The sequence below is a fragment of the Lentisphaera profundi genome (assembly GCF_028728065.1).
In the GTDB taxonomy this organism is placed as follows: Bacteria; Verrucomicrobiota; Lentisphaeria; order Lentisphaerales; family Lentisphaeraceae; genus Lentisphaera; species Lentisphaera profundi.
The window spans coordinates 788,647-812,840 of record NZ_CP117811.1 but is presented as its reverse complement, the minus strand read 5'-3'; the positions used below and the strand labels follow the sequence as shown (position 1 = coordinate 812,840).

Below are 24,194 nucleotides of genomic sequence, written 5' to 3'. Positions count from 1 at the left end.
AGAATTATATTCTATGACCCATGCGATCACGCTTAGTATCTAAATAGCGTTTATTGTGCTTAGAGGGTGGAATAATATGTGATACTTGTTGTTCTACCGATAAACCATAGCGATTCAAACCACTGATTTTCGCAGGATTATTGGTAAGCAGCTTCAAGGGTTCAAATTTTAAGTAATTCAAAATCTGAGCACCAATCAAATAATCTCTTGCATCTTCAGGCATTCCTACCGCCAGATTTGCATCCACTGTATCCATATCATGAAATTGCTGGAAATAATAGGCATCAAGTTTAGCTTTCAAACCTATCCCACGACCTTCTTGACGCAGATAAACTAGTGCACCGTAACCATAGGCTTTTATTTCTTCTAAGCCTTTGCTGAGTTGATCGCCACAATCACAAAGAAGCGAACCAAAAACATGACCCGTTAAACACTCAGATTCGATACGTACTAAAGGAGTTTCATTCTCTTTTTTTCTATCATTACAAACAAAGGCCCAGTGATAACGACCATCTATTTCTGAATAGAATGAATAAAGTTTGAAAGTACCTTGCTGAAGTTCTACCTCAGTCATACCTGTCATATCGATAAGTCGGGGATTAAAAAAACGAGCGAGACTTATATCTTCTTCATTAAGTAAAAGGCTTGAGTCGACATTAATAGAATTATAAATTTTCGTGTATATCAGGCAGTGCTCTTCTCCTTCCACATTCGACGCAAATTCGACTATGCGACCCTCTACGGAAAGGTTTTTTAAGATATCATGACTTTCTACGACTCTAAGTAAAATCCTATCGGGTCCTTCTTGCTTAGGATTAGACGCCAGTGTCATTAGACCTTGCGCACTGAAATCACAGGCTAAGACTGTACAATCGGCAATTTTTTCTCGTGATTTACAAATCTCACTTTGGTCACTCACCAATAATGATAAGGGGCCTCCGTAAGTCATGAGTGTGGTTAAATTTTGGGCGGAGCTATTTTTAAGAAAACAAAAAGCGTAAACATCACTAGAATCTTCAGTCTTGTAATACAAAACTTCTCCACGACGGAGGTGGTCTAATTTTTTCTGGAGTCTTTCTTTAAGCTGATTCATTAGTACTTCACTTGTTCAACAATTTCTAAACCATAATTATTAATGCCCACAAAATCTGAAGGGCTATTGCTCATCAAACGCATTTTTCTGACACCTAAGTCTCGTAAAATCTGAGCTCCTAAACCGTAGGCCATTCCACCTTGAGGACGCAATGTTTTTACTTCGCCTTTTTCCATCCATATATCAGTTGGTCTTTTGGAGTTACTAAACAAACCAGAATTTGCTGCTTGTTCAGGTGTATTCCTAAGAAAAACGATGACTCCACTGCCCTCATCTGCCACTTGTTTCATGGCTCTATTTAGAGATGAGCCTTCATCATTTTTTAAGCGATTTACAATATTGCCTATCGACCATTCACTATGTACTCGAACTAAAACGGTTTCATCCTCTGAGAACTTATCTTTTCCGCAAGTTAACACTAAATCAATTCCGCGTGCGGGGTCATAAATCACGTTATAGACATGCAATCTGAATTCACCGTAATCGGTAGGCATATTAACAATATTTAAAGCTTCAACAAGAGGTTCTTTAATAAGGCGGTACTCAATAATATCATTTAAATCAATCAGTTTAAAACTATGCTTCTCGGCAAAATCACTAACTTGGTCTTCACTTAAACTATTCGCTTTTTCATCCAATAGTTGACAATACACCGCACCTTCACTATAATCTGCTAAGCGTGCTAAATCATAAGCAGCATCTTCTATTCCGGGTTTCACCAGAACCGCACCATGTGAGATCCAATTAACCGTCAAAAATCCTGGACTACTAAAATCATCTGCCATTGCTGCGTCATCCAACATTCGTAAGATACAGTGGCAGCGATCGTTGGCATTAATACCGGTTTTTAAAGTGCTATTGAATTCATAGGTCTGACGGTTCAAACTTGAATTTAAGGGAGACGATTTTTTCAAGGCAATCTGAACTTGGCCTCGGCAGTCATTCATCATGAAATTTACATACGCAGAAGTACATGCGGCGGCGGCAAAAATAAGAAAATACTTTTTCTCATCAGCTACAATGACACACTGACCTTCTCTTATTTCTTTTAAAGCGAGTTCTATATCTTTTAATGCTTGCATAATTCTATTCAATAATCTTATTTTAAGGCTCTATTTACCTCGTAATTGCCGAGGTTCAAATGCTAAAGCTAATATATCCATTTTTAGCTTAAAAAGAAGTTTTTTCAATTATTAATAAGATCTCCAATCATGCAACAAATCTGAGAATCTGCCCCATCTCCGTATTCACAAACAATGAAATAAGGTGAACTTGGGCTTTCATCACAATGATAGAGTGCAAAGGCAAAGGAACATTCGCCCTCTCCTTCCCAGCTATCTATTTTTCCTGAACCCCTAAACTCCGCTTCTTTTGCATAAGTAAAATCTTGTTTTTCTACTTGATTAAATAGACTATCAGCGAACACATCGGATTCAAAATCCCCTTGATCAAAAAGCCAAGGACAATTAAGTAAATCAGCACGATTACCCATAGGTAACTCTGGATGTAAATGAAAATGCAAAGCGGGTTGTTTAGTTCCCTTATCGACTAATACATAGAGATCTTCATGTTCATCTCCCACTTCAGCAAATATGAAATCACCTGCGTAGGTTTTTGCTTTTAGAAAAACACTATGACCATCAAACTGAAATTCAGAATTAGGCTTATGGGTATCTATTGATTTATAATTAAAGTTCATTATTGCGTCGCAGTGTTTGTATAGCTTTGCCAAAGGTTTGATTTTCCGTTTCCGTTCCGAAGCTAACTCGAATCCAGTCATCTAATAAATAAGGCTGTAAGGATCGAACAATGACTCCTAAGGCCATCAATTTATTACATATCACAGCACCATTACCTGTCTTGATCATAATGAAATTAGCATAGCTTGGTATGTACTCTAATTGCATTTCTTTACATAAATCTTGATAATAGCTCTTCGCATCGCGATATGCTTTGATAGAAGCTTCTAAAAAGTCTTCATCATCTAAAGCTGCTACCGCCATTTTTTGCGCGGCTAAGTTTGCATTAAAAGGTTGCCTAGGTTTATTCAATTCAGAAATCAATTCGGCATTGGCCATACCATAGCCAATCCTTATGCCTGCAAGTCCATAGGCTTTCGAAAAAGTCCTCAAGACAATACAAGTTTTACCTTTTTTAACAAAAGATAGTGTGTCGGGCATTTCGCCTAAACAAATCTCCGCATACGCTTCGTCAAATACCACTAAAACATCGTCAGGGACTTGATCCATAAATGTCTCTATTTCTTCTTGAGAAATTAAAGTTCCTGTCGGGTTATTTGGATTACAAACAAAAACTAATGAAGTTTCAGGAGTAATCGCTTTGACCATTGCCTCTAAATCATGCTGTAAACCATCTTTTACTGGGACCTCAATAAAGTCCGCCCCCATCATGGCCGTCAAAATTTTGTATATCACAAAAGCATGCGCCGAGGCCACAACTGATTTTCCTGGTGCTAGAAAAACCTGTGCGAGGAAAACTAATATTTCATTGGAGCCCGCACCAAAGATAAATTGATCTGTATCTAAAGACATTTTTTGTGCCAGCTTATCTCGTAATTCCCAGGCTCCTGCATCGGGATAGCGATGTAAGTCTGCCATACATTCTACAAGGGCTTGTTGAGCTAAAGGAGATACACCTAGAACACTTTCGTTGGAGGCTATCTTCACAATATCATCTGCATTTAAACCAAAATCCCTAGCAACGTCTTCTATGGGTCTACCTGGCTGATAGGGTTTAACTTTGCTCACAGGCTCATTGATTTTATCAAGTATTTTCATTACCTTACCTAAAATTGAGTTTATTCTCTGAAAAATTGCTCTAAGATAAAGCTCACTTGCTAACTTTCACTCAGGACTCAAAAAAAGCATGAAACTTTTCAGAACAGAAATATCTCCTGATGCGCTCTTTCCGGACAAAATAAACTGGCAGAATCAATTTATTTCTTTGGGCTCATGCTTTGCGGATAAAGTCGCCCAGTACTTCGACAAAAAAGGGCTCAATATTTTATCCAACCCTAGTGGAGTTCTCTATAATCCTCAAAGTATAGCTGACTTGCTTCAAAACAGTTTGAAAAATAAACAGTGGAACCCACCCGATTTACTCATTCACAAGGACCAAAGTTTTTTACCCTTCATTCAAGGAAGCCCCGAGAACCCTCTTGAGTTCATACAAAAAGTTCAAGATCAGACTAGAGGTAAACTGCAGTCATCCAGTGTTCTATTTATAACTTTTGGTTCCGCTGTGGTTTATCAGCTTAAAAGTAATGATCACGTAGTGGCTAACTGCCATAAATTGCCCAAAGAACTCTTTCATCGAAAAATGCTTGACACTGACGAGATAATTCATTCATGGTCTCAATTAGTTAAAAACTTACAGAACTTAAATCCTCAACTTAAAATTGTTTTCACCGTCAGCCCCATTAGGCACCTCAGGGATAATTACCGTGAGAATCAGGTCAGTAAATCTACTCTTCATTTAGCCATCGAAAAAATCATTAAGCAGCATGAAAATTGCTTCTACTTCCCTTCATACGAAATCATGATGGATGATTTACGTGACTATAGATTTTATGAGGAAGACATGACTCACCCCAATAAAGTGGCGACCGAGTACATCCTACAAAAATTTATTGAAAGTGCTTTTGACCCGGCTTCACTCAAGTATTTTTTAGAAGCTGAGAAAATCACCAAGATGATTAAGCATAGATTACTCGATCAAGACAGCCTAGAAAGCTTAAAATTTATCGAGTCTCGCCAAAAGAAAATCGAAGCTTTTCAAGTAAAATACCCATCGAGTTTAATTTAATTAAATGTCTAAACGCAACACAGTAAACGCAATTATCTCGGGGTTAGGCAACCTTACTGGACGCATGAGTGGACTCATCAGAGAAATGCTCTATGCCTATCTATTTGGGACTTCTCCACTCATCGGCTACTTCAAGTACGCGGCTTCATTGCCAAATTTAGCGAGGAGAATGTTTGGCGAGGGTGCCCTAGCAAATGCCTTCATTCCTCTTCTTGCAGACATCAAAAAAGAAGACCAAAAATTAGCCAGTGATTTTTCCTCAAAAATATTAACCCTCACCACCATTTTAAATACCGCTCTAGCACTACTAGGCATCGTCATTCTCTTTTCTCTTGGTTTCATGGGGATTATAAAAGAAGAAAATAGTTCACTCATCTACCTCGGCAGTATTATGATGCCCTATTTGCCACTTATTTGTTTAGCAGGCCTACTTGGTAGTATTCATAATCTCTACGGAAAATTTTCATTGCCTGCCTTAATGTCTTCAAGCATGAATGCTTGTTTAATCAGTGCCTCAATCATCTCCATTTTTTTAAAAATGACTCCAGAGCAAACTATTTATCTCTTAGCTTTCACCCTCCTCAGCTCAGGCTTCTTACAAGTGGGAATCCTATTAAAGTCTTCCACAAAATTTATTAGTCTAAAATTCAAAACCTGCTCACTCAAAGCTCCCGAATTAAAAACTTTTTGGAAAAGTTTTATTCCTGTCATTATCGGTGCTTCAGCACAACAAATCTCAACCGCATTAGACAAAACCATTGCCTTATTCATTGGCCCACACGCTGTCAGTTCTTTAAGTTATAGTGAGTTAATCATTTACCTTCCGGTAGGCATAGTCGGTGTTTCATTAGGCTCGGTCTGTTTACCGTCGCTATCAGAATCCTTAGCCAAAGGTGACCAAGAAAGTGTTCAAAAAGACTTCCACAAAGCCCTGGCACAAACCTTTTTCCTTTCTATACCCTGTAGTTTATTATTCTACCTAATCGGAGAAAGCCTCTTAAAAATACTTTTTTTAAGAGGTGCGTTTGACTTAGATAGCCTTGCCTTCACCCTCAGAGCCTTTTTATGGTTTTTACCTGGAATTCCTTTTTTCACAGCCTTAAAAGTTATCCTCCCGCTCTATTACTCAAACAAAAACACCAAAACTCCACTTAAAGTTTCGGTTTATATGATTGCGTTGAATCTGATTTTAGGCATAAGTTTTATACCCCTCCTCAGCCATGCTTCATTAGCCATGGCTAGTGTAGTGAGCGGCACTCTTAACTTCATTATTTTATTGGTTTTTGCAAAAAAACTAAGCTACCTTAGTGAACTCAAACCCTTATTAAAAACTTTTCTGCTACCACTTTTTTCAGCGATCCTTAGTTTTATTATCGTTAATCTCGTCATTCAACAATATTTCAACCAGCTCCTACCATCGCTTGAGTTTGTCACTAATCTTATATTTACACTCTGTGTTTGTGCTTCATTTAGCCTGTTTTATTTCATCGCCTTTAAAATATTTCACCGAGCATTCAGTACAAAGTTTAGTTGATAAATTATTTTTAATCTTATCAAGACGAGGTAAAAAACTCTTACTTAGCTCAATATAAGTGATTTCTTTTTTAATTTTTAGACAAGTAAATAACATTTAAGGCTCGAAACCTTGTATCTTATTAAGCAGAAGTTAATTTTAAATCTATAAGATTACAGAAGAGGAAGTGATAGCAGTGAATGAATTAAAAAAGATTAATATAAACGATCTCAATTGGGGCCTCCTTATCGTCCTTCTTATAATGATAACTATTATCATTTACTCCGCGGCCCTTTCTTCTACAATTGCAGAAAAACGGGGGCATACCTATGTTATCCATTTTTTCCTAGGTTTAATTCTACCTATAGTCTACCCAATTTTTATTTTTGGCTCAATGAAAAATAAACTCAAAGCCAGCGCTACTGTCAGCAGCATTGCTTCCGAAGAAGAAGAGGATGACGACATCCCTGAACTGGACATTGCTATCGACATCAATGAAGACTTTTTCAAACAATACCCCACTGATAAAAGCGGCCATCGTGCTGGCCCCTTTATTTTTGAAACTGACCAAGGTATTATTACCGCTCAATTTATAATTGAAATACAAAAACAACTTCTCGTCATACAGACTATTAATCCCAAGGGGCAAGAGCAAACTCTTCGACTTCCCTACGAAAAAATCATCAGCTGCAACACCTAAGGACTCCCTCTTATTATGTTTGAACTAACTTTTGAATTCTCGTGCCCTAGCTGTGCCGGTCACGTTCCCTTTGTCAATAATTCTAAGGAAGCCCACTGTGGTTCTTGTGGATTAAATATTATTTTTGAAAACCCCGATCAATTTTTAGATGCTCTAGATCCTGACTCTGACATCGAAATGTTCCAAACGAATTCTGTGAAAAAAGTTGATAAAAGCACGGGTAATATGCGTGAAACTATTACAGTTTCATTCTCCCGACAAGATTTACTCAAACAAGCGATGAAAGCAACGCAACCCGAAGTAAAGAAAACTGAGACTAGCAATAACCTCATGCCTCTTAACACCCCCGTTGCAACTGCAAAAAAACTAGGTAAGCTCAAAGTCGCGCAACCAGTAAATAACGACCTTTTAAATCCTGGCAATGCTTCAACAAACCCCGGGGCTCCTGCATTTTCTAAAACTGATACACGAAGAAGTGCTCCTGCACCAATGGGGGCTCCGAGTTTTGCCTCGCCTACTACTGCCAGAAGCATGTCTTCTGCGGAGACCATTACTGGCGCGCCTTCATTCAATTCAAATGCACCTACTTTCAGCACAGCTCAAGTCAGCCAAACTCCATCCTTGGAAAAACAACGCTTAGACTTAGAAGAGAAAAAGCGTCAAATCGAAGCAGAAAGAATTAAAGTTGAAGCTGAATTTACACGCATACAAGCTGAATCCGACGCTGCCGAAGAAGAGGCTCGCGTCGCTGCCGAACAAGCTGAACTTGCTCGCATTGCCGTTGAAAAAGCTAAAGCTGAAAATGACGCTCGCATTGCCGTTGAAAAAGCTGAATTTGCACGTATTGCTGCTGAAACTAAGGCTAAAGAAGACGCTCGTATTGCCGCTGAAAAAGCTAAGGCCGATGAAGAAGCTCGTATTGTCGCCGAAGCTAAGGCTAAGGAAGAGGCTCGTATCGCTGCTGAAAAAGCTAAGAAAGATGAAGAAGCTCGTATTGTCGCCGAAGCTAAGGCTAAGGAAGAGGCTCGTATCGCTGCTGAAAAAGCTAAGGCCGATGAAGAAGCTCGTATTATCGCCGAAGCTAAGGCTAAGGAAGAGGCTCGTATCGCTGCTGAAAAAGCTAAGAAAGATGAAGAAGCTCGTATCGCTGCTGAAAAAGCTAAAGCTGATGCCACGAAAGACGACGCTAAAGCTGATGCCACGAAAGACGACGCTAAAGCCGATGGCACGAAAGACGACGCTAAAGCCGATGACAAGAGAGACGACGCTAAAGCTGATGCCACGAAAGAAGATCCTAAAGCTGATGCCACGAAAGACGACGCTAAAGCTGATGCCACGAAAGAAGATCCTAAAGCTGATGCCACGAAAGAAGATCCTAAAGCTGATGACAAGAAAGACGACGCTAAAGCTGAGGCCACGAAAGACGACGCTAAAGCTGAGGCCACGAAAGACGACGCTAAAGCTGAGGATAAGAAAGATGGTGCAAAATCTCCAACTAAAAAACGTCCCCCTGGCAGTAAAGATGGCGTAAAAACTCCTACTAAGAAACGTCCCCCTGGTAGTAAAGATGGCGCAAAAACTCCTACTAAGAAACGTCCTCCTAGTGCTAAGGGAGCCGTCGGCTCAAAAGGAAAAAGAACTGCAAAAGGTGGCCCCAAGACTAGAACCGGCATGAACACTGATTCCGAAAAACATAGAAGAACTGCAGGCACAAAGAAAACTAGTACAGGTGATCAAGCTCCTGGAGCAAATGGTGATAAGCCAACTCGCACTAAAAAACCTAAAACAAAGACTGAGCGCCCTCGCGCTAAAACTGGTTTAACTTCAGATATGAGAAGGAAGCTTGACGAAGAAACTAGAGTCAAATCAAAAGCAATCAAAATAAAGATTGGCATCTTTAATCTTCTCCTACTCTTAGGTGTTGGCATTTACTTTTACATGACTAAATAAATGACTCAGTCTTTAAGTGCTTTAACCCATACCCAAAAAAATCTTTACTCGATAAGCTTCAATCTCATTTAATTAATGATCGTATTGAGCTTATTGATAAGGTGTGCTCACAAAGAACCGAGCATATCTGTCTTGTTTTGGAAAATCTTTACCAAGAACATAATGCATCTGCTATCTTAAGAAATGCAGATGCTTTTGGCATACAAAACATACATGTTATCGAAAATAATAATGATTTCGCAGCCAACAAAGAAATCTCTATGTCGGCACATAAGTGGCTCGATATTAAAGCATGGAATGAAGAGAGTCAGAACAACACACGTAATTGCCTCAAATCCTTAAAAGATCAAGGCTATAAAATATGTGCAACCAGTCTACGCCCCGACTCTATAACTATCGATGAACTACCAGTAGACCAGCCCCTCGCCTTGTGTTTTGGAACTGAATTAACTGGACTGAGCGAAGAAGCACATGAACTTGCTGATTACATGGTGTACATACCCATGAGTGGCTTCATTCAAAGTTTTAATGTATCAGTTGCTTCCGCTTTATCTCTTTCAACATTGAGAAATAAACTCATTGAGCAAGAAGTGCCCTATCAATTGAATTCAGAAAAAACTTTAGACACCAAAATTGATTGGACCTTAAAATCAATAAAACGATCCGAGTGCATACTAGAGCATTACTTACCTAACTCATAAGCATTTCACTATTCGAACGTTTTCTAAGAATTAAAACGCAAACGATAAGTACACCTTTTGCACAAATCCTCGACAAGCTTATTCTGCATAAATCCTTCACGCATTGCTTGGGATCGCGGACCACTTAACACTTCATCCAAACTCATTTCTTTACAGGATCCCAGTTTAATAACTCCTTCGCGATCAAAACAGCAGGGTATAACTGTGCCATCAACTAATATAGCAAACTGATGTTTCAAAGCTGGGCAAAAGCCTCTTTCAGCAACGATGGGTCCATCTACTTCAGGCCACTCGAAACGCTCGGCTAAATTAAGAAAAATATTCCCCGTTATACGATGCCCTTTGAGGCTCAACTTTGCTAATTCATCCAAATCTAATTTTAAAAAACTTGCGATCTCAGCAAGGATTTCTCGGTTTTGAGCTATTGTCTTTTGATCATGCCCGGCATTCCACAAGCGTAAATTAATATGCATATCAGGACGTAACTCAGTTGCCAGTTGCACAAAATGAAAAACTCTCTTTAAATAATTTTTATTACTCGCTTGAGGAAAATTATCGCCAAAGCTTTGCAGTGAAAAATTAACTTGATGCACGGTCGGATTTAGCAAGGCTTTAATATTTACATCACTTAATTGAACACCATTACTTACAATCGAGACTGCCTGATTTTCTTTTTCACAGACATCTATCATTTCATTTAATTGAGGATGATTGAGAGGCTCCCCCATAACATGTAAGCAAAGTAAATAGACCTTGGGCGATACCTGTTTCACCAATGAATGAAAAAAATCTACCGTCATAAAGTCAGACTGTCTCTGCAAATCAGTTTGTGGGCAAAAACTGCACTTCAAATTACAAACGTTACTAATTTCTATGTATATTTTTCGAAACTTTTTTCTAGGATATAGCATGATTATTCACCAATAAGGCCTTTAGGAGATTTCTTCATTTAGTCAAGCCTTTCAGAGGCTGTATTTAGCTAGCTTTTAAATCCGCTATCATAAGTCCTAAGCCCTACATAAAACGAGTGCCTCACTTTCAATGAGTCACTCGTTTGAAGATAGCAATCGAACGTATAAGATCAGCCACCAAAGAAACGGCCAGCTTTCTCGAAAAATGATTCTTTCATGGGCTGCACATTATCACCACAAAGATCTGCAAAAACTTTCAAAGCATCTTTTTGTTCAGTGTTAAGGTTTGTTGGAACTTCTACAATGATGGTAACAATCTGATGTCCCGTATCATGGCTTCTAAGATTTCTAACACCTTTACCTTTGATGCGAAATTTAGTTCCCGACTGAGTGCCAGCTGGGATTTTCAAATTTTCTTTGCCATTTAAGGTCGGCACTTCGATAGAACCACCTAATACCGCCGTTGAAAAACTTACGGGAATTTTACAATAAATATTATCGCCATCTCTTTCAAAAATATCATGATTGCGCACATGAAAAACGACATAAAGATTTCCCGCTGGCGCACCTTTCTCACCAGCATCACCTTCACCTCTAATTCTCATTTTCGAACCGGTATCCACACCACCAGGTACGTCTATCTTAACTTTTTTCTCTTTGCGTACAGTTGCATTCCCACGACATGTATTGCATGGCTTTTCAATCTTCTTACCACTTCCATGGCAATGAGGACACTCTTGATTAATTGAAAAGAACCCTTGCTTAACATGAACCTGACCATTGCCACGACATGTAGGGCATGTGGTCATTTTGGACCCAGGCTCCGCACCAGACGCGTCACAACGTTCACATGCTTCATTCTTGGTTAAAGATATTTCTTTAGTACAGCCAAAGACTGCCTCTTCAAAAGTAAGCTCAAAATCTTTTCTTAAATCTGCGCCTGGCTGTGGTCCACCACCTCCGCCGCCGCCAAAGAAAGACTCAAAAATACTGGATCCACCTCCGCCGCCTCCGCCGCCGCCTCCGAAAACTTGACTAAAGATATCAAATGGATCACCATGCATACCTCCGCCGCCTCCGCCGCCTCCGCCGCCACGCTGTGTATAACCTTCATGACCATACTGATCATATTGACGACGCTTAGTTTCGTCAGAAAGAACCTCATATGCTTCTGATACTTCTTTAAATTTACCTTCTGCCACTGCATCGTCTGGATTCTTATCCGGATGATATTTTACAGCAAGCTTTCTATAGGCTTTTTTGAGTTCACTAGCAGAGGCTGAACGAGATACTCCTAAAAGTTCATAATAATCTTGAGACATTACGCTTCCTCACTTTCGATAATCTCATCGACTTCTTCAGGCTCAGCACCCTTGCTTACGACAACCATTGCAGGACGTAATAATCTTTCGCCTAGTTTATAACCACAGCGTGTTTGAGAAAGCACATCCCCCTCTTTAACATCTTCAGAAAACGACTCGGAAGTCGCTTCATGCATGTTGGGATCAAATTTCTTATCTCGGGCATCTATATCCACTACACCCATATCATCCATGGCTTTCACAAACATATTTTGAATCATGTTCATACCCTGAACAATCATATCTAAATTAACATTCTCCATTTGCGTTGCCTGCATTGCCATTTTAAAAGTATCGTATACAGGGAGCACGTCCTCTAATACACTTATCTTTCCTCTTTGGCGGGCATCATCTTGATCTCGAATGCTACGCTTTCTGAAGTTATCAAAATCAGCCCTTTGTCTCAATGAAGACAGTTCTAAATCAGCGATAATCTCTTCAGCTGTCTTAGGCTCTTCAACTTCTTCTACCACTTCCGCATTTTCTTCTGAATCCACTTCAGTTGCTTCAGTTTGTTCATCTATAACTTCATTCTCGATAATATTTTCCTCAGTAGCTTCCACTGAATCTATAAGTTGCTCTTCGTTAAGGTCTTTTGTATCTTCAGACATATTGGTTCAATCCTTAAATTTTAATATAATTTTTAGTCGCCGATTTTAGCCTCATTCAAGCTAATATTCAAGTCATTGCTTCGTCTACTATTTTGAAAAAATCGCGCATGGATATAATTTTGACTCAATAGATTTATCTGGAGATACAAATGTCTTACCGCTATACCTGTGCCGTCTTTATACTAAAACAGGATAAAGTGCTCTTAATCAAGCATAAAAAACTCCAGCGCTGGCTTCCTCCGGGTGGCTGTATTGAAAGCCATGAAACTCCGGATCAGGCTGCCATTAGAGAAGTTAAAGAAGAAGTAGGCATTGACATTGAATTGCTCGGGGACAAACTGAATGAACACCCCTCAATTAATATAATTCACCCGCCAATCCATATACAGGTCGAGAATAATCCCCATGGTTTAAATAATATCGACTTCATTTACTATGCTAAAATAATTAACGAAGACTCACTCCTTAAACTAAACTTGACTGAAGCCGACGAATACAGCTGGTTTGATACCGTCTTACTCGATCAACATGTCCCTGAAGAAGAGCTCCGAATAAATGCTTTCAAAGCTTTAAATTACTTAAAGAATTAAGTTTCTCAGCTAAAATAACAAAGTTCCCTATCAAGGCTATGAGTGGCTTACTCAAAGATATTCAAACCGAAAAATCCCCTAGAACTCAAGCCCTCCGCCATAAGTTTTAATGGACCTCCATCAAGAAATGTTAATTTTTTATTAACAGAACCCTTGCGTGGAAATACTTTTCATTTTATTATTGTGAGCCAATGGAATTCGTTCCTACAGACTAGCGGCATGGGTTAAATTTAATTATTTAGGACACCCCCATGCCGCTTTTTTATTGAGCAAATAACTTAAGAAGCTCAATACGTAAAATCCGAGTGAAAAACTTCATAATACTCCCCTCTTTAAGCGCATTTCACTGCTATTAGTTTTGTATTTTTATATCCGCTGGGATACATTAGAAATACACAGTGAAATAAGGAGAGAACTATGCCAAATGTTTATGTCCGTCCAAGTCTAAACCCTACCAACATAACTCCAAAAACTAAGCAAACTAAAGGTCCCTTCGCGTACCTTCATCTAAGCCGCACAATGAACGCTCAAAACTTTGCCATTAAAGAAAGGCAAAGTATGCAAAAGAAAACCAATGCTCTACTAGATTCAGTAGTTTTATCCGATATTGAAGAACAGCAAATTGATAAACTTTTAAAAGAAAGTTTAAGCTTAAAGTACTGCTCCCAATGCAGTGAAGAACTTGCTGCGAATTGCTGTCCTTACTGCGAATAATTTGTCTACATTATTAAAAGACTCATATAACGAAACTTATCTTAAGCAAATTGCAGCTCATATCTGTGTACATTTGAGCGACTTTAAGACCTCTGAATTCCTTGATTATTGCTTGAGTAAGGAATGGGATGATTTATCTTTAAAAGAACGTATGAAAAAAATCTCATGCGCTCTTAATTCAGTAATGCCTGGTACTTTTAAATCAAAAGCTAAAGTATTAACTAAAGTCAGTGCTCATTTCTCTAGCTACCCTGCCTGTGTATTCCCCGACTTCATTGAGCAATTTGGATTAAACGATCTATCACTTTCAATTAAATGCCTCGAAGAAATGACACGCTATTCAACGTCTGAATTTGCCGTGCGCCCCTTTATCGAAAAATACCCAAGTCAAATGCTCGCTCAAGCTTTAATATGGGCTCACGATAAAAACGAACACGTACGACGTCTCGCTTCGGAAGGATATCGTCCTCGCTTACCTTGGGGGAAAGCATTAATCACATTCAAGCGAGATCCCACCAAGCTACTAAAGCTTTTAAATGTTTTAAAAAATGACCCCAGTGAATATGTTCGCCGGTCCGTCGCCAACAACTTAAATGACATCGGAAAAGATCACCCGCAATTATTGAAGAATTTTGTACTCCTCAACTATACTAAAGTTTCTTCTGACTGTGATAAAATGCTAAAACACGCCAGCCGCAATTTATTAAAATCTGGCGATGAAGAAATTCTAAAAATATTTTCTTACCCTCTACCCCAACATATTGCCGTAGATGACTTTAAATTAAGTGAAAGTGTTGACTGGAATGGTAGCTTAGAGTTTTCATTCTCCTTAAGCAGCAAAGAACAAGCTCTTGGCTTAATACGCATCGAGTATGAAATCATGCATCTGAAAGCTAACGCAAGCTATAGCACTAAGGTATTTAAAATCAGTGAAGTCCTAGACAAAAACTCAGAAAAAAAGATTTCAAAAAAACATTCTTTTCAAAAGAGAAGTGTCCGCAAGTACTACCCAGGAAAACATTACATAAGTATAAAAATCAACGGCATAAAGTTTTTAACCGAGAGCTTTAAGCTATTGCCCAAGACTTAGTTTTTTCTGATAGAAGGCTTCACTACGATTAAGAATAAAAGGAAGGTACAAGATCGCAGTATAATGCCCTGCCAAAATTGTATATAGCTCTGCCCCCGGCATAGCTTGGTAAAGTTCTTTTCCATAACTATAAGGTACGGCTGTATCAAAATAAGCTAAAACATGCAAGGTTTTCCTACCATCTACATACTTGGCCATATCTAAGGGGTCAATACTTAAAGATTTTTCTAATGCTAATTTAAATGCCTCGACACCGCTTCCATTTTCTTCTATGTACGCTAATCGAGCTTTCTTCACACCTCTCTCTTGTGACTCCGGAAGAAACTCAGATAAATTACCACCCCCTAACACCATCACACCCGCAGAAACCCTCTTATCATCCCCTAAGATTAAACTTGTTTTTATTGCCCCCTTACTTATGCCAAACATCGCAACTTTCGAGAATTCAAAAGGTTTTTTATCATATAAAAAATCAAGTATTAATCTATTATCTAAAACCCACTCGTATAACTGAAGATTAAGCCGACTTGGCTCACGTATTTTTGAATATCTCTTATCTCTTTTTACAATCAAACAATTCCATCCCTTAGAAACAAAGTATCTTGCTACGTAGTCCGTTATTCGATATTTCCCCTTGGAAATAGGCTGGATTATAAGTAACTTAGCAGAAGGCTTTTCATTAAGATATACAATCATGTTTATCCAACGTTCTTCATCAATGACTAAGCTCTCTTTGGCCTTGAGTTCATATTCAAAGACACTACCAAACTTTTCTTCACTGATGATTGTCATCTTATAATCATAGTCTTTATAAGCCTCATGATTAAACGCTTTCATAGGATGATCAAACGTACTATCCTGCTCTATTTCATATACCGACTGACGGAAATGACATGAGCTGCATAGCACAAGCACCAAAATGTACTGAATGCTACTCCGCAAGTTCATAGAATTCTGGATCTAGAAGATCGCTCAGTTTAAGATCAATAAATACTTCGTCGTATGCCCCTGTGTAGATACCTGCATAAGAAATCCATAACTTGAGTTTTTCGGGAACAAAAAGAACTGAATGTAAATTATTCTTTATACTCGCCGTAGGCGCATTCATTAAATCTATCGCTTTTTCCTCATCAATTTGTGATGTCACCTTCACTTTATTATGTAGAGATTCATACCTCGAACCTGATGCAATCATTAGACATTTGGGGACTTCATGAGGCAGCTTTTCGTGCTTCATCCCTGGATCAAGAAACTCAATAGATTCTGGTGTCGCATAAACCGCTGTTGACGACCTATCTTTACCATCTGCAAAGATATAGTAATATTCACAGGTACGTCGATTATCTTTAAATATTGCTTTTACTTGATTCAAATCCTTACCTTCCTCTAATGCCATACGCATGAGAATTGGCATAGGTACACCATCCCAAAGCCCTTCACCGGCGCCTCCCATTTCACCCAAGGAAATCTTACTTTGATTCATCCCACTAACGGAACCAATAAAACCCGCAAAGCCAACATTAACAAACGGGATTTTACCTGTCTTCTCAACTGAAAAAACTGCATTTTCATACTGAAGGCCAATACGACACATATAATCTAATACACGACCATGATATAAAACCCCATCAAGAGTTTTATCATCTTTAACTGTAAAGCCTGAGCAATGAAACAAGGCTGGAAAATAATTCGCTAAATGCAATTCCTCATAAGCAATCCCCGAGCCATCTGCTAAACCACGCAACTCTTCTATATATTCTGGGGGCGTATGTTGATCTAAAGATCTCTGTGCTTCTCGTATTTTATTCATAAACCAATCGCCTGTTTTAATGGTGTATACCATACCCATCAAGTACAATGTACTATCCACAACTTTTCGGCTTTCTTTAGCAAGGAATTGTCCATGTTGCCAACCAATTTCGTACGCAGAGCCTTTTAAGTAAACTAGATTAAGGCCCTGATAAGATCTCAAGTTGCCGTATTTCCCAACTTTATAAATATCCTCTTTCTTTTTAGCTAGTAATTCATGGTAACGAATTTGTATATAACGCGCCAGAGCCCGAGTCAAACTACGGCTCATATCATCCTGACCAAGCTTTTTGATTTTTTTAGCTCGTGAATTTCTATAGATTAAATAACTTGTTTTAGAACTCGAGAAACTTAAATTCATAACTCCCGTTTTAAAAAATAATTTAGCCTTATCCAGTCTTTCTTTTGCTAGGCTAATTTCCGCTAGCAATCTACCACTGGCATATATATAATATATAGATGAATTATCACTGATGATAAGCTTATAATTTTCGGTCAAATCTCGCAGTGAAAGAAGAGATTTAATATCCATTGCCATTTTACTATCCATCATTTCTAAACTTGACATAATGGCATTTAAGGAAAAAGATTTTTCACCCGCAGAACTCGTAAACAAGGTTTTATTATGCGGAATATAGAACTGAATCCTATTATCATCTCTCGTGAGGATAATTTTCATTAATCCCAAAGTGAAACTTAATGAAAAACGATTTTCTCCCTTACTTAAGTAGCTTAAGTCACCCGAAATAGAATCTCCTTTATGCGGCTTAAAATCATAGCTAATTTTTCGCGTGAAATCTTCTGCTTTAACTTGTGTAAACTCTTCATAAGCATCAAATAATGCTTTATCTGCGAAGGCACAAACACTCAAATATGAGTAGGCCATCAATAAAAATATGATTTTCATAATTTTCTCGTTTAATTTAATATATTATTATCACTCTGTATAAATCAAATACTTGGGTGATTTTAGCAAAAAAAAAGCCAGGAAATAATTCCCGGCCAATCAATCACTGAAGCGTTATTTACTTTCTATAATCTAGAGAAGCTTTAACAAAACCACTAAATAAAGGATGAGCATCTAATGGTGTAGATTTAAACTCAGGGTGGAACTGACAAGCCACAAACCATGGGTGATCACTACGCTCCACAATTTCGACTAAACTGCCATCAGGTGAAGTCCCTGAAACAATTAGACCTGCCGCTTCTAGCTCTTCTTTAAATTTATTATTGAATTCATAACGATGCCTATGACGCTCATCTATACGACTCGTATTATAAGCTGCATGTGCCTTTGTACCTTCTTTTAATACGCAAGGATATGAACCAAGTCTCATAGTACCACCCATCTCTGTGACAGATTGTTGTTCAAGCATAAGGTCAATTACTGGAGCTGGAGAACTTTCATCAAATTCACTGGAGTTGGCTCCTGTTAAACCTGCTACATGGCGTGCAGTTTCAACAACTGATAACTGCATTCCTAAACAAATTCCAAAAAATGGTAAATTATTTGTACGAGCGTAATTAATAGAATCTATTTTACCTTGGACGCCGCGATGGCCAAAACCACCTGGTACCATTAGGCCAGATACACCCGCAAGTAATTCTGCTACATTATCTTGATTGATTTTTTCGGCTTCTATATGACGAAGTTTAACTTTTGTAGAATGAGCAATACCCGCATGAATAAGCGCTTCATTTATACTCTTGTAAGCATCTGCAAGAGAGACATATTTGCCTACCACTGCCAATTCAAGTATTCCATTCTCTGGTGAAATATAGGTTTCAACCATTTTGCGCCAGTCGTCGATCTTTAAATCATTAACTTTTAAATCAAGCGATTGAAGGATTTTAACATCTACATCTTGATCAATGAGCTCTAATGGCACTTCATAGATTGTATGTGCCACATCTACTTCTTGAATAACTTTATCTCTTTCAACGTTACAAAATAAAGAAAGCTTATCAATGTGGTCAGGATCTAAAGGGCGCTCTGAGCGACAAACTAAGAAATCAGGCATAATTCCAATTTCTCTTAATTTACTTACAGACTGCTGCGAAGGCTTTGTTTTAAGCTCTCCGGCTGCCGCGATATAAGGAACTAAAGTTAAGTGAATGAATAAACCATTCTTAACACCAATTTTATGCCTATACTGACGAATCGCTTCCATAAATGGGAGGGATTCAATATCTCCAACCGTTCCACCGATTTCGGTAATCACAATATCAACATCCTCTGTATCCATTGCGGAGATAGCACGTGTGATTTCATTTGTGATATGTGGAATAACTTGAACTGTACGACCCAGATATTCTCCACGTCTTTCACGCTCTAGAACCGTCTGATATATTTTACCTGCAGTGTAATTTGAATGCTCACAGCAAGGCGTCCCAGAGTATCTTTCATAATGGCCTAAATCCAAATCCGTTTCTGCACCATCTTCGGTAACATAGACTTCACCATGCTGATAGGGAGACATTGTCCCTGGATCAACGTTTAAATAAGGGTCGAGCTTTTGCATTTTGACCGAGTAACCGCGACGCTTTAGCAACAGAGCAATAGATGCAGCTGTAATCCCTTTTCCTAAGGATGAGACAACTCCACCAGTGACAAAAAGATGTTTTGTTTGTTTCATTGGATCTAATTCTTTATCTAATTTTTATATAATGGCTTATTTATCACTTAAAGTAAAAATTCCAAACTCTAGAGCCCACTGATTTAACTTTTAAGGATAATAAATTCCTTAAAAATATAGAACACTTTTTTATCTCGCTGTGATCTTTAATTTGACTCTAAAATACTGAGCCACATGCGTCTAAAATCTTTCGGGCCAATAAAGGTTTTATCTGAATGGGAATAGATACCGCACAACTCACCTTTCATATTTACGAACGCACCACCATCATCTAATTCATCAAAGGTAAATGAATTTAAGGGATCACTTAAATCTCTCACAAGTCGAATAGCCGGGTAAGGTGCATTAGTATCTGAAAAAGAAATAAATAAACCTGTGCCAGAAAGTTCTTCTGTCGTGGAAAAACCTATGCCTTTGGAATTTGGATGATTTAGATTCGACACTAAACGAACAACCATCAAGTGCTTATTTAAACCTACAATAACTACTTGGAGTTGTGAGGAATGCGGAAAATCTAAAGACATCAACTCCCCACTTTTGTCACTGTTCAATGAAGACGTCAACAATAAACCTCCTGGGATTAAAATTGCGGTCCTTTGTCCTTTAGCATCTGTTAGTATAGCCGAATTATCCTGTAAGATAGGAACAATATTAACTATATCATTTTCTAAAGTCTGTAGCCGCTTATAATGACTACGATCTTCCGATGCACAAGACACGAAAAAAGTAATAATCAGGAGACTGAAAATATTTTTCATTACTGATTTTTTAACCATTCTTTCGTACTTTTCCTTTTAGCTGCCGTGTGTAGACCATCGATAAAACCTGGCTTCATCAGACTTTTTGTAATTGTTTTCATGGCTTCGATATGCATTTGAGGTTCGTTGAGTGGACTCACTAAAAGAATTATGAAACGTACGCCTGCACCATCAATACTATCCCAATCTATACTTTCTCCTTCTCTTACATAAGCAAAAACTGCCATAGGGTATTCCACATCTGCTGAGCGACAGTGAGGAATAGCCAGCTCATCTCCGATCCCAGTTGTACTCAATTTTTCCCTTTCTAACACCAAAGAAATCGTAGCTTGTAAGTCGGTAATGTCGCCCTTTTTCATTAATTCAGAACAAAGCATTTTTACGGCATCTTCTTTATTCCTTAACTCCACATTGAGCAATACTCTATCATGAAATAAACTCTCTAGTGGAATTTTTTCTATTTGCTCAGATTTATTAACATTTTCAAACTGGGAATGACTCTGTTTATCATTAATTAAAATTTGTTTCCACTTTTTTACACTCCAATTAATGAGCGGTGCTCCTAATAATTCCGATATAATAAAGGCTGGCACAAGACTGCTAATAAAAGTATCTAGTAAAGGGTTATTGCCGTGTTGATGAAGAACAACAAACGCAATTCCCGTAGCCCCCATATTAGGGATAAATAATAACGGCAAGTACTTTTTAGTTTCTGGCCGCATAGCAAAAATTGAGCATGTTATATAGCCTCCACCTAATTTACCTATTAGGCGCATCACAAAATAAATAACTACTATCGTTAAGGTTTCTTTATTCCATAAGGCCGCTAAATCTAAATGAACCCCGAGCATAGTAAAAAAGATCAAATGAAAGAAACTCATTATGTCTTGAATCCTCAAAGAGTCAAAAATGTATTGATTATGTACATTAGCAGTAATCACTCCTGCCAAAATAACCGGTAACATAAAAGGCACTTTTAAACCTAATGATATCCCCACGATCATGGCGATCACTGACCAAATAACAAGTACGATATTTACAGTAGGAATTGTATCCGAAGATAATAAATTCTTCAATTTACTATCATTAACTACTCCTTTAATTTCATCCGCACTAAAAGAGTTACTTGCTGCCGTACGAATCAACCAAAATCCAACAATACTAATAACTGTAATAATGACAAAGGATCTACCAATAAAACGTAAATCCCACGCTTCACCCCCATCGACAAAATAGTTAACCATTAGAAAAACTATAAAAACCTCTGCCACAGCCTCCAGCACCATAGTTTGAGACCACACTGTTTTGAACTTCCCCTCAACCTGTCGTCTTGAAATAGAGATAAAAGCCGCGCATGGTGATGTCCCCACAGCTAAACACCCTGCAATACAACTGATTGGCCAACCCAAGTCTGTCAAAAAGTATAAGGCACCTGAGACAAGGCCAAAGGCTAAGGTCGACTGTAAAAAGAAGTTGAAACCTGAAAACTTCCAATTTTCCTTCACTCGATCAACATGTGTTTCATCTGTGATCGAAAATAAAATCACGCCTAAATAAATTGGCATAAAAAAGATAAAACTACTAATGGCAAAGCTATGCACTTCTTTTAAAGGAAAACTCCACTTCAAAAGTTCATCTACATGTGGATACTGCTCCGCAACTTTATGTGAGTAAGACATTAGTACGGGGCCACCTATAAAGCCGCCCAAAATTTGCCCTACTATCTCACCTAAGCCGAGACGCCTAGTAATACGGCCTCCTACATAGGCCAAAAATATTAAGACTCCAACAATTAATATTTGACTAGTTATTTCAACTAAGTGCGGATCATTATTCAAATTTTTCATTCCCTATCAATTCACAGTCATTAAGGCTAATACTTTGATGGCAAAAATCAAGAAATGTATCTTGCCAAAGTATGATTATGAGACAAGTTATAAAAAAACTAGGATAAATCATTTTATGCAATATGAATATATAAGTTTTATAGCAGCCGAAGTAGAACAGATCTGGCCATACTTTGCCAAGCAACAACTCTTCGCTCAATTCCAAATCGCTCCTTTGAACTCCTTTGACTTCCAAGAAGGCAAAGGCTTTTCTTTAGGCACGTCGGAAATCCATATTTTGAATGCTAAATTCAAAAAAATAAATGTGAATAAGCTGATCGAGATTGAATTAAACTACGCGGAAACCAACTCAACAGTCGTGGTCAAAATTATTTTTTATCCCTTGGGAAAAATGTCTTCTTTGAGTATCATCATTGACGATATCAAAGATAATGATCCCGTTATAGATGTCAGTAAAAACCATTGGCCAGGCTCCATATCACAACTAAAAACCTTAATCGAGACAGGAAAGGGACTACCTTGGCCTAATTAACCAGGAATAGACGTTAATTGTTTGCGAATCATTCCCTTAAACTCAGGGAATGAACTTAAGCGTAAGTCCCGATTTTTATTAGTTAATCGTTCGACGAGTTTAACGAAGTTTCTCGGTAAGTGTTTAAGTTCACTATTCATCAAGGATGCCGCATTATTATTAACATGCTTTTCTGCTGTCTCTTGACCATCTTCTCCACTATATAGTTTACGACCTGTGAAAATATAATGAATGAGTAGACCTATACTATACATCGAACTTCTACAATCCTCCTTTTCTCCAGTCAACCTCTCAGGAGAAATAAAACCTGCTGTGCCAGACACGTCCTCTTCTATACCTTTCACTTCGCTTAAACTAGATACATGCCCATAATCACAGACACGAATTCGCCCTTCTTTTGAAATCAATATATTTTGGGGTTTTATATCTGGATATAAAAAACCATTTTTATAAAGACATTGGACGGCGTCAGTTACTTGGAGGATTAACTCTAAGCCTTTTCGAAAATCCATAACCCCATTCGACTCAATAAAATCAGCTAAGTCACCACCCTCTTCATAAGGTGTTACTAAGCCTGCATATTCATCATTCTCAAAAAAGGCTTCTAGAGTTAATAGGTGATCACTTACTTCTTTAAGAGCGACAAAAACTTGATACTCATTTTCTAACTCAGCTAAGGCAACAGCATTCCTTTTATCAACTAATTTAATAGCTTTGTCACCTGATCTAAAAACGGCTCCTGAACCTCCATACGAAATGAATTCTTCTAAGCGAATTTCACCAATATTGAACTCTTTGAAGTTCAAAGTATTGCAGGATTTACATTTAAATATATTAAATTTACTTTCTACAGGTAAAGGACTCTCACAAAAACTACATAAGTCACCAAGAAGAAGCTCTTCTTTTGGTTTTTGTTTGAATATGTTTTTTAAAAAATTCAGCATATAAACTATTACTTAATCGTTATTTAATAAAGTATAAATGAAAGCATGAAAAAATCTAGACTTATTACACAAAAAGATCCTGCTTTGTTTTGAATAGCTAACAAGAAATTATAAATTGTACGACAATCTTAAAAATGGGAGATTACAGATGCGCGTAACAGTAAAAGACTATAAAGTAGTATTTAACGTTGAAGGCGAAGCTTTCGATACTCTAGTAACTGAATGTCTTAATGATGGCTGGGAATTATATGGCAATCCTTGGGCACACCAAGAAGCCGGAAACCCCATCGTTACACTTTACCAACCTATCTTTAGAGACACTGCTGTCATCATTGAAAGCGATGATATCCCTGAAGAGTAATCTCCAAAAATTTCACGACAAACACAACTAAGGACATAACAAAAATGGCACTAAAAAAATCAAAGGAAAAGTTCGCTTTCCAAAAAAAGAACTTAATACTTGGTTGAAAAAAAATCCAGACTGGAATGAAGCTAGCTGGACAATTCTAATTACAGACCTCACAGATCAAGGTTTTAGTGATTGGACTTCCACACAAGAAGGAAAAGATTCAATTGGTCTTTACATAGAAACCAATCGTAAATAATTGT

The 24,194-nt window shown here is 38.0% G+C and carries 24 protein-coding genes; 11 read left to right on the top strand and 13 right to left on the bottom strand.

Annotation, left to right across the window (positions count from 1 at the left end; translation table 11 throughout):
* Positions 1-4 precede the first annotated feature (4 nt).
* The 4 genes from PQO03_RS03410 to hisC form a co-directional block, all read right to left on the bottom strand.
* Entirely contained in the window at positions 5-1,093 is a 1,089-nt protein-coding gene (locus tag PQO03_RS03410) for a GTP cyclohydrolase II (RefSeq protein ID WP_274151130.1), read from the bottom strand.
* The gene (locus tag PQO03_RS03405) at positions 1,093-2,175 is read right to left on the bottom strand and encodes a 3,4-dihydroxy-2-butanone-4-phosphate synthase (RefSeq protein WP_274151129.1); all 1,083 of its coding nucleotides are present in this window, start codon (positions 2,173-2,175) and stop codon (positions 1,093-1,095) included. Before PQO03_RS03405 ends, PQO03_RS03410 begins: the two co-directional genes overlap by 1 nt.
* A gap of 104 nt (positions 2,176-2,279) precedes the next feature.
* Positions 2,280-2,792, bottom strand: a complete 513-nt coding sequence (locus PQO03_RS03400; protein ID WP_274151127.1) for a hypothetical protein — start codon at positions 2,790-2,792, stop codon at positions 2,280-2,282.
* Entirely contained in the window at positions 2,782-3,891 is a 1,110-nt protein-coding gene (gene hisC / locus PQO03_RS03395; protein ID WP_274151125.1) for a histidinol-phosphate transaminase, read from the bottom strand. The genes PQO03_RS03400 and hisC overlap by 11 nt, the downstream gene beginning before the upstream one ends.
* Before the next feature lie 88 nt (positions 3,892-3,979).
* Between hisC and PQO03_RS03390 the strand changes: the two genes are divergently transcribed.
* The 5 genes from PQO03_RS03390 (at position 3,980) to PQO03_RS03370 (ending at position 9,782) form a co-directional block, all read left to right on the top strand.
* Entirely contained in the window at positions 3,980-4,918 is a 939-nt protein-coding gene (locus tag PQO03_RS03390) for a GSCFA domain-containing protein (protein ID WP_274151123.1), read from the top strand.
* Positions 4,919-4,922: 4 nt separating this feature from the next.
* On the top strand, positions 4,923-6,452 hold the full coding sequence (gene murJ / locus PQO03_RS03385) for a murein biosynthesis integral membrane protein MurJ (RefSeq protein WP_274151121.1): 1,530 nt from the start codon (positions 4,923-4,925) through the stop codon (positions 6,450-6,452).
* A 175-nt stretch (positions 6,453-6,627) separates the two neighbouring features.
* A complete protein-coding gene (locus tag PQO03_RS03380; protein ID WP_274151119.1) occupies positions 6,628-7,131 on the top strand; it encodes a hypothetical protein in 504 nt (167 codons plus the stop codon).
* A 15-nt stretch (positions 7,132-7,146) separates the two neighbouring features.
* Entirely contained in the window at positions 7,147-9,081 is a 1,935-nt protein-coding gene (locus PQO03_RS03375) for a hypothetical protein (RefSeq protein WP_274151118.1), read from the top strand.
* Between the two features lie 137 nt (positions 9,082-9,218).
* Positions 9,219-9,782 (top strand): TrmH family RNA methyltransferase, encoded by a 564-nt coding sequence (locus PQO03_RS03370; RefSeq protein ID WP_274151117.1) that lies wholly within the window; start codon positions 9,219-9,221, stop codon positions 9,780-9,782.
* Positions 9,783-9,805: 23 nt separating this feature from the next.
* On the opposite strand, the gene PQO03_RS03365 is transcribed toward PQO03_RS03370, so the two are convergent.
* The 3 genes from PQO03_RS03365 to PQO03_RS03355 all read right to left on the bottom strand — a co-directional run bounded on the left by PQO03_RS03365 (position 9,806) and on the right by PQO03_RS03355 (position 12,665).
* Positions 9,806-10,693 carry a radical SAM/SPASM domain-containing protein gene (locus PQO03_RS03365; RefSeq protein ID WP_274151116.1) on the bottom strand — a complete coding sequence of 296 codons (888 nt, stop codon included), beginning with the start codon at positions 10,691-10,693 and terminating at the stop codon, positions 9,806-9,808.
* A 170-nt stretch (positions 10,694-10,863) separates the two neighbouring features.
* Positions 10,864-12,015 (bottom strand): molecular chaperone DnaJ, encoded by a 1,152-nt coding sequence (gene dnaJ / locus PQO03_RS03360; protein WP_274151115.1) that lies wholly within the window; start codon positions 12,013-12,015, stop codon positions 10,864-10,866.
* On the bottom strand, positions 12,015-12,665 hold the full coding sequence (locus tag PQO03_RS03355) for a nucleotide exchange factor GrpE (protein ID WP_274151114.1): 651 nt from the start codon (positions 12,663-12,665) through the stop codon (positions 12,015-12,017). Before PQO03_RS03355 ends, dnaJ begins: the two co-directional genes overlap by 1 nt.
* Positions 12,666-12,814: 149 nt before the next feature.
* Here PQO03_RS03355 and PQO03_RS03350 point away from each other — a divergent pair, with 149 nt between their 5' ends.
* The 3 genes from PQO03_RS03350 to PQO03_RS03340 all read left to right on the top strand — a co-directional run bounded on the left by PQO03_RS03350 (position 12,815) and on the right by PQO03_RS03340 (position 15,059).
* Complete coding sequence (locus PQO03_RS03350) at positions 12,815-13,255, top strand: NUDIX hydrolase (protein WP_274151112.1); 441 nt, start codon at positions 12,815-12,817, stop codon at positions 13,253-13,255.
* Between the two features lie 417 nt (positions 13,256-13,672).
* Positions 13,673-13,969 carry a hypothetical protein gene (locus tag PQO03_RS03345; protein ID WP_274151110.1) on the top strand — a complete coding sequence of 99 codons (297 nt, stop codon included), beginning with the start codon at positions 13,673-13,675 and terminating at the stop codon, positions 13,967-13,969.
* A 1-nt stretch (position 13,970) separates the two neighbouring features.
* Positions 13,971-15,059: a DNA alkylation repair protein gene (locus PQO03_RS03340; RefSeq protein WP_274151108.1), complete on the top strand. Its 1,089-nt coding sequence runs from the start codon at positions 13,971-13,973 to the stop codon at positions 15,057-15,059.
* On the opposite strand, the gene PQO03_RS03335 is transcribed toward PQO03_RS03340, so the two are convergent.
* From PQO03_RS03335 to PQO03_RS03315, 5 genes are all read right to left on the bottom strand, one after another.
* Positions 15,042-15,896 carry an alpha/beta hydrolase family protein gene (locus PQO03_RS03335; protein WP_274151106.1) on the bottom strand — a complete coding sequence of 285 codons (855 nt, stop codon included), beginning with the start codon at positions 15,894-15,896 and terminating at the stop codon, positions 15,042-15,044. The two genes, PQO03_RS03340 and PQO03_RS03335, sit on opposite strands and share 18 nt — an antisense overlap.
* 94 nt (positions 15,897-15,990) lie before the next feature.
* Positions 15,991-17,775 carry a C45 family autoproteolytic acyltransferase/hydrolase gene (locus PQO03_RS03330; RefSeq protein WP_274151105.1) on the bottom strand — a complete coding sequence of 595 codons (1,785 nt, stop codon included), beginning with the start codon at positions 17,773-17,775 and terminating at the stop codon, positions 15,991-15,993.
* Between the two features lie 118 nt (positions 17,776-17,893).
* A complete protein-coding gene (locus PQO03_RS03325; protein WP_274151103.1) occupies positions 17,894-19,504 on the bottom strand; it encodes a CTP synthase in 1,611 nt (536 codons plus the stop codon).
* 146 nt (positions 19,505-19,650) lie between these two features.
* On the bottom strand, positions 19,651-20,280 hold the full coding sequence (locus tag PQO03_RS03320) for a hypothetical protein (protein ID WP_274151101.1): 630 nt from the start codon (positions 20,278-20,280) through the stop codon (positions 19,651-19,653).
* Positions 20,262-22,109, bottom strand: coding sequence for a PTS sugar transporter subunit IIA (locus PQO03_RS03315; RefSeq protein WP_274151099.1), 1,848 nt, complete (start codon positions 22,107-22,109; stop codon positions 20,262-20,264). Before PQO03_RS03315 ends, PQO03_RS03320 begins: the two co-directional genes overlap by 19 nt.
* 115 nt (positions 22,110-22,224) lie before the next feature.
* Here PQO03_RS03315 and PQO03_RS03310 point away from each other — a divergent pair, with 115 nt between their 5' ends.
* Positions 22,225-22,641: an SRPBCC domain-containing protein gene (locus PQO03_RS03310; RefSeq protein WP_274151098.1), complete on the top strand. Its 417-nt coding sequence runs from the start codon at positions 22,225-22,227 to the stop codon at positions 22,639-22,641.
* Here PQO03_RS03310 and PQO03_RS03305 read toward each other — a convergent pair.
* Positions 22,638-23,585, bottom strand: a complete 948-nt coding sequence (locus tag PQO03_RS03305) for a serine/threonine-protein kinase (protein ID WP_274151096.1) — start codon at positions 23,583-23,585, stop codon at positions 22,638-22,640. The two genes, PQO03_RS03310 and PQO03_RS03305, sit on opposite strands and share 4 nt — an antisense overlap.
* 148 nt (positions 23,586-23,733) lie before the next feature.
* Here PQO03_RS03305 and PQO03_RS03300 point away from each other — a divergent pair, with 148 nt between their 5' ends.
* Both PQO03_RS03300 and PQO03_RS03295 read left to right on the top strand, forming a co-directional pair.
* Positions 23,734-23,946 (top strand): DUF1737 domain-containing protein, encoded by a 213-nt coding sequence (locus PQO03_RS03300; RefSeq protein ID WP_274151095.1) that lies wholly within the window; start codon positions 23,734-23,736, stop codon positions 23,944-23,946.
* Between the two features lie 103 nt (positions 23,947-24,049).
* Positions 24,050-24,190: a hypothetical protein gene (locus PQO03_RS03295; protein ID WP_274151094.1), complete on the top strand. Its 141-nt coding sequence runs from the start codon at positions 24,050-24,052 to the stop codon at positions 24,188-24,190.
* Positions 24,191-24,194 lie beyond the last annotated feature (4 nt).